Genomic DNA, 213 nt, shown 5'->3' on the forward strand with positions numbered 1-213 from the left:
CTGTTATTATCATTTCTTCTTTGGGATTTACAACCGTCTCTATCTGTTATGCTCTTTGGACTAATTTTTATCTTGGCTTGCTATTTGTCATTTTTTATTCGATACCTGTTCTTTGTAGTGGAATTGGCTCTAAACGTTTGGATGAAATTACGAAGGAGAAATCCCTGGCGAACCAAGCTTATGTCTCTCAAGCAACCAATATGATCGCAGGTG

General features: G+C 37.6%; 1 pseudogene. It reads left to right on the forward strand.

Annotated features, from left to right (window positions below):
• Window positions 1-213, forward strand: a pseudogene (locus HMPREF2704_RS08880) (ABC transporter ATP-binding protein); the annotation flags it as partial.

This window comes from Streptococcus sp. HMSC076C09 (assembly GCF_001837905.1).
Classification (GTDB): Bacteria; Bacillota; Bacilli; order Lactobacillales; family Streptococcaceae; genus Streptococcus; species Streptococcus parasanguinis_I.